The organism is Azospirillum sp. B4, from assembly GCF_000333275.1.
In the GTDB taxonomy this organism is placed as follows: domain Bacteria; phylum Pseudomonadota; class Alphaproteobacteria; order Azospirillales; family Azospirillaceae; genus Nitrospirillum.
This window is the reverse complement of record NZ_BACU01000497.1, coordinates 1-4914: the sequence shown is the minus strand read 5'-3', so window position 1 is coordinate 4914 and position 4914 is coordinate 1. Positions and strand designations below refer to the sequence as shown.

Annotated in this window: 6 protein-coding genes and 1 pseudogene; all 7 read right to left on the bottom strand. The window is 69.4% G+C overall.

Annotated elements, in window-relative coordinates; translation table 11 throughout:
• Positions 1-184: pseudogene (locus tag I55_RS21645) on the bottom strand (hypothetical protein); the annotation flags it as partial.
• A gap of 205 nt (positions 185-389) precedes the next feature.
• On the bottom strand, positions 390-854 hold the full coding sequence (locus I55_RS21640) for a helix-turn-helix domain-containing protein (protein ID WP_044562673.1): 465 nt from the start codon (positions 852-854) through the stop codon (positions 390-392).
• 159 nt (positions 855-1013) lie between these two features.
• Positions 1014-1892, bottom strand: a complete 879-nt coding sequence (aguB, locus tag I55_RS21635; protein WP_044562672.1) for an N-carbamoylputrescine amidase — start codon at positions 1890-1892, stop codon at positions 1014-1016.
• A gap of 67 nt (positions 1893-1959) precedes the next feature.
• Positions 1960-2733: an ABC transporter ATP-binding protein gene (locus tag I55_RS21630; RefSeq protein ID WP_044562671.1), complete on the bottom strand. Its 774-nt coding sequence runs from the start codon at positions 2731-2733 to the stop codon at positions 1960-1962.
• Between the two features lie 11 nt (positions 2734-2744).
• The gene (locus I55_RS21625) at positions 2745-3758 is read right to left on the bottom strand and encodes an iron ABC transporter permease (RefSeq protein WP_044562670.1); all 1014 of its coding nucleotides are present in this window, start codon (positions 3756-3758) and stop codon (positions 2745-2747) included.
• On the bottom strand, positions 3755-4624 hold the full coding sequence (locus tag I55_RS21620) for an ABC transporter substrate-binding protein (protein ID WP_049974372.1): 870 nt from the start codon (positions 4622-4624) through the stop codon (positions 3755-3757). Before I55_RS21620 ends, I55_RS21625 begins: the two co-directional genes overlap by 4 nt.
• Before the next feature lie 105 nt (positions 4625-4729).
• On the bottom strand, positions 4730-4914 hold a 185-nt coding region (locus I55_RS21615; RefSeq protein ID WP_044562669.1), incomplete at its 5' end, for a pentapeptide repeat-containing protein.

Genomic DNA, 4914 nt, shown 5'->3' with positions numbered 1-4914 from the left:
CGGGTCGCAGGTGTTGGGCCACCAGCAGTCCGGGAATTTCGTCGGCGTGCAGCGCCGCCTGGATATAGGCCTTGGGGCGTGCGGCTCCACCGCCATCCACGGGGCCGAAGCGATGGACCGTTAGCGTCCGGCGGGTGCCGGGGAAGCCATGGTCCAGGATGATGTCTTCGGTCGTCAGCGGCATGCAGGCACGGGGGCTGGGCGCGTGAAGGGGCCATAAGGCAACCGCCGGACGGGACCCCGTCCGGCGGCTGGCACTATACCTGAAGTACCTGACAGTTTCAGGTCCTAGAGCGGAACACGATCAGGTGAACTCACCTGATCGTGTAAATCCGCTCTATCATGTACAGGTTAAGAGCGGGATGCGATCACGGGTGATCGCATCCCGCTTAGGCGTCCTCGGCCTCACGGACGTCGCCGCCCAGGGCCTTCAGCAGGTCGAAGGCGCGGCGACGCACGGCGCCGTCCGGCACGCGGTAATAGGCGCGCACCAGTTCCAGCGTCTCACGGCGGGCCATGGTCTCGCCTTCCTCGCTGCCCAGCGCGATGCGCGTGGCCTGCTCGGTCGCCGGCAGGTCTTCGAAGAAGTACCCGACGGGCACGCCCAGCACCTGGGAAAGGTTGAACAGGCGGCTGGCGCTGATGCGATTCATGCCCCGCTCGTACTTCTGAAGCTGCTGGAAGGTGATGCCCACCGCCTCACCCAGGATCTCCTGGCTCAGGCCCAGCAAAGTACGGCGCAAGCGCAAGCGATTGCCGACATGGATATCAATAGGATTGGGCCCCTCGCCGCGCTTGGAAAGTGAGTACGCGGACGCAAGGGCACCGGTCACAGAGCTCTTTTGAGCACCCATTTGTATTTGACTCGATTTATCAACTGCCGCCCCCTCATTTATCGCAGAATCGCCCAAGGCAAAAGGATTTATCCGCGGGTGCGGCGTCCGAGGCCGATGCATGACAAAATTGTCATCGTTATTTGTTGGTTAACGCGGCGTTTGCGCTGGAAATGGCGGTCAACCCCTGCGTGTGCGTCCATCCAGGGTCAACAGGGGCGCATAGAGCTCCGGCCGGCGGTCGCGGAACACGCCCCAGGACGACCGCACCTTCGCGATTTCGTCCAAATCGAAGGTGGCGGTCAGCACCGTCTCCTCGTCGCGAGTCGCCTCCGCGACCTTCTCGCCCTTGGGTCCGGCGATGAAGGAGGAGCCGTAGAAGGTGATGGACCGGTCGTCATCGGTCTCAGTCCCCACGCGGTTGCTGGCGACCAGCGGCACCAGGTTGGCGCCGGCATGGCCCTGCATGACCCGCTGCCAATGGTCGCGGCTGTCCAGCGTCGGGTCCTGGGGTTCGGAGCCGATGGCGGTGGGGTAGAACAGGATCTCCGCCCCCTGCAGGGCCATGACCCGCGCGGCCTCGGGGAACCATTGGTCCCAGCAGATGGCGGTGCCGATGGTGGCGTAGCGGGTCTTATAGACCTGGAAGCCGGTGTCGCCGGGGCTGAAGTAGAACTTCTCCTGATAACCCGGGCCGTCGGGGATGTGGCTCTTGCGGTAAATGCCCAGGATGCTGCCGTCGGCGTCGATCATGGCCAGGGAGTTGAAATAGGCGTTGCCCGCCCGCTCATAAAAACTGGTGGGCAGCACGACCTGGAGCTCGCGCGCCAGGGCGGTGAAGCGGGTCAGTACCGGGTGCCCCTCCACCGGAGCGGCGTGGGCGAAGTGCGCGGCCTTCTGGTTGATGCAGAAATACGGCGTTTCGAACAGTTCCTGCGGCAGGATGATCTGGGCGCCCTCGCCGGCGGCGCGGCGCACCAGCGCCTCCACCCGGTCGATGTTGCCGCCCTTGTTCCAGTCGCACCACGTCTGGGTGGCCGCCACCGTCACCTGTCGCATCGTCCTGAACTCCCTTGGCAAATCCTGGCCCATCATAGCGCGCTTCGTGACAGTCGCTATCGCCGGGTCATGGAAACTGGCGGGCCACGAAAACCGGCTGGCCATCGACCGTCCCGCGCGCGATGTCCACGCCATAAATGGTGCGCAGCAGCCCGGGTTCCAGCACATCGGCCGGCGGACCATCCGCCGCCACCCGGCCAGCATGCAGCATCACCACCCGGTCGCACCAGCCGGCCGCCGCGTTCAGGTCGTGCAGCACCGCCAGCACCGCTGCCCCAGCGCCGGCGAGGGTGCGCAACAGGTCCATCACCTGCACCTGGTGCAGGGGGTCCAGGCTGGCCGCCGGCTCATCCGCCAGCAGGATGTCCGGCTCCCCCGCCAGCACGCGCGCCAACAGCACCCGCGCCCGTTCGCCCCCCGACAGCGTGGTGGCGACCCGGTCGCGCAGGTGGGCGCAGTCGGCGGCGGCCAAGGCCCGCTCCACCGCCGCCCTGTCGGCGGCGCCATTGTCGCGGAAGGGGCCACGGTGGGGCAGGCGGCCCAGGGCCACCACGTTCGCCACCGTCAGGGGCCAATGGATGTCGCGGTCCTGCGCCAGATAGGCCAGGCGGCGGGCGGTCGCCGCGTCCGGCGGGCAGGGCAGGGGCTGGCCGTCCAGGGTCACCGCGCCGGCATCGGGCGGTCGCAGGCCGGCGAGGATGCGCATCAGGCTGGACTTGCCGGCCCCGTTGGGACCGATCAGGCCGCAGACCTCGCCGGCGCGCAAACGCAGCGAGACGCCGTCCAGCACCGACCGGCCATCCAAGGTCAGGCGGATGTCCCTTGCCTCCAGCGTCGTCATGCCCCCCTCTCTCATGCGAGTATCCGGCGCGTCGCCAGCACCAGGCCCAGGAAGAAGGGTGCGCCCAGCAGGGCCGTGACCACACCCAGCTTCAACTCCGGCCCAGGTCCGCCCAGGCGCAGGGTGGTGTCGGCCGCCAGCACCAGACAGGCGCCCCCGGCGAAGCTAGGCAGCAGCAGGCGGCGCGGCTGGTGGCTCACCAGGGGGCGCATCAGATGGGGAACCACCAGGCCGACGAAGCCGATGGCGCCGGTGACCGCGACAGACGCGCCCACGGCCAGCGCCGTGCCGACCACCACCCGGGCACCGACCCGGCGCACGGGGAAGCCCAGCGACTGGGCCGTGTCCTCACCCAGGGACAGGGCGTCCAGCGCCGGCCCCACGCTCAGCAGCAGGGCGGTGCCCACGGCGATGAAGGGGGCGGCCAGATACACCTGGTCCATCGTGCGGTCGGCCAGCGACCCCATCATCCAGAAGACGATCTCCGCCAACGCGTAGGGATTGGGTGACAGGGACAGGGCCAGCGAGGTGGCGGCCCCGGCGAAGCTGCTGAGGGCGATGCCGGCCAGGATCAGGGTCAGCACGCCAACGCTGCGCCCAGCCAGCGCGAACAGCAGGACCACAGCGATAAGGGCGCCGGCGATGCCGCCCAGGGGAACGGCCAGCGCCAGGCTGTTGGCGAAGCCACTGTAGAAGGCGATGACGGCGCCCAGCGCGGCGCAGGGCGACACGCCGATGACGGCGGGCTCCGCCAGCGGGTTGCGCAGCATGCCCTGCAGGGCGGCGCCACTCATGCCCAGCGCGCCGCCCACCAGCAGGCCCAGCAACGCGCGGGGCAGGCGGATTTCCGTGAAGATGATCCAGGCGGTGCCGCCGGCATCCCCCGCTTCCCCATGGGCCCGCCAGTCGGCGAGCACCCCCGCCAGCGACACCCCGCTGGCACCCAGCGAAAGGGAGGCGACGAAAAGCAGCGCCGTCAGCGGCAGCAGCACGGCCAGGGGATGGCGGCGGAACCACGGGATCATGGCCGCCCTCCATCGTGGCGCGCCAGCCACTGGCCGCGCGCACGGGCCAGCGCCTCCACCGCCTCCACCGTGTAGGGGCCACCGCAGCCCAGCAGGTTCTCCGCCAGTCGCGGCCGGTGCCCTTCGGGCAGCACGCGGCGCAGGGCGGGATGGTCGATCAAGGCGCCGGACAGGGAGGGACGGTCCTTGACCCCGGTGCTGGCGACCAGCAGGTCGGGCGGGTCCGCCACGATGCCCTCCACCGTCAGGTAGCCATAACCCGACATGCCCTTGGCCTCGGGATAATTGACCAGGCCGGCGGCCCGCATCACGGCGGCGGTCAGCGTGCCGGCGCCGGAGGTGAAGGCGCCGGGCGCCAGCGACAGGGCGGTGGGCCGCCGGTCATCGGCAGGCGCCGCCGCCGCCAGCCGCCGATCCATGTCGGCCAGCAACGCCTCCCCCTTGGCCGATTCGCCCAGGGCGCCGGCCACGGTGCGCACCTGGGCCCGGATTCCGTCGAAATCCGCGACCAGGCCCACCTGTACTACTGGGATATGGTGGGCCTTCGCCATGCGCACCGCCGCTTGCGCCGTGTACCTGCCGGCCAGCACCAGATCCGGCTTCAGGGCCAGTAATTCCTCAGCTCCGCCCTGGGTGACCGGGATGCCGGCGACGCGGCTGGCCACATAGGACAGTTCGGGATCGCGGGCCAAGTGCGACAGGGCGGCGATGCGCCCCGGCGGCAACAGCAAGGCCGCCAACTGGTCGGTGCAGAGGTTCAGCGAAACGACCCGGCCGGGCGCTGTGCCGGCCGGCGCGCCGGCCTGGGCCTGCACCGTCAGCCCCAGGGCCACCAGGGCCGCCAGTCCTATCCCGCTCGCGCTCAAAGCAACCCCATCGCCATCCGCGGGTATGGTTAGCGGGGTATGGACGTCTTGGGAAGATGCCACCGGCATGACTTCAGGCCGGTGTCTGGGGGAACCCCAGCCCGCTCACTCGTCGTCGTCGTCGATCTGGGCCGGCATGGCGGCGCCGTCCAGGATGGCGCCCTCCATCAGGGTGCCTCGCATATTGGCGTCGATCAGGTTGCCGCCGCTGAGGTCCGCGCCGCGCAGGTCGGCGCCGGTCAGGTTGGCACTACGCAGGTTGACCCGCTGCAGGCTGGCTTTGATCAGCA

Excerpts from the sequence above, each read along its gene's own strand:
- I55_RS21625 (WP_044562670.1), bottom strand. The coding sequence starts at position 3,758 with ATGATCCCGTGGTTCCGCCGCCATCCCCTGGCCGTGCTGCTGCCGCTG.
- I55_RS21630 (WP_044562671.1), bottom strand. The coding sequence starts at position 2,733 with ATGACGACGCTGGAGGCAAGGGACATCCGCCTGACCTTGGATGGCCGG.
- I55_RS21640 (WP_044562673.1), bottom strand. The coding sequence starts at position 854 with ATGGGTGCTCAAAAGAGCTCTGTGACCGGTGCCCTTGCGTCCGCGTAC.
- aguB (WP_044562672.1), bottom strand. The coding sequence starts at position 1,892 with ATGCGACAGGTGACGGTGGCGGCCACCCAGACGTGGTGCGACTGGAAC.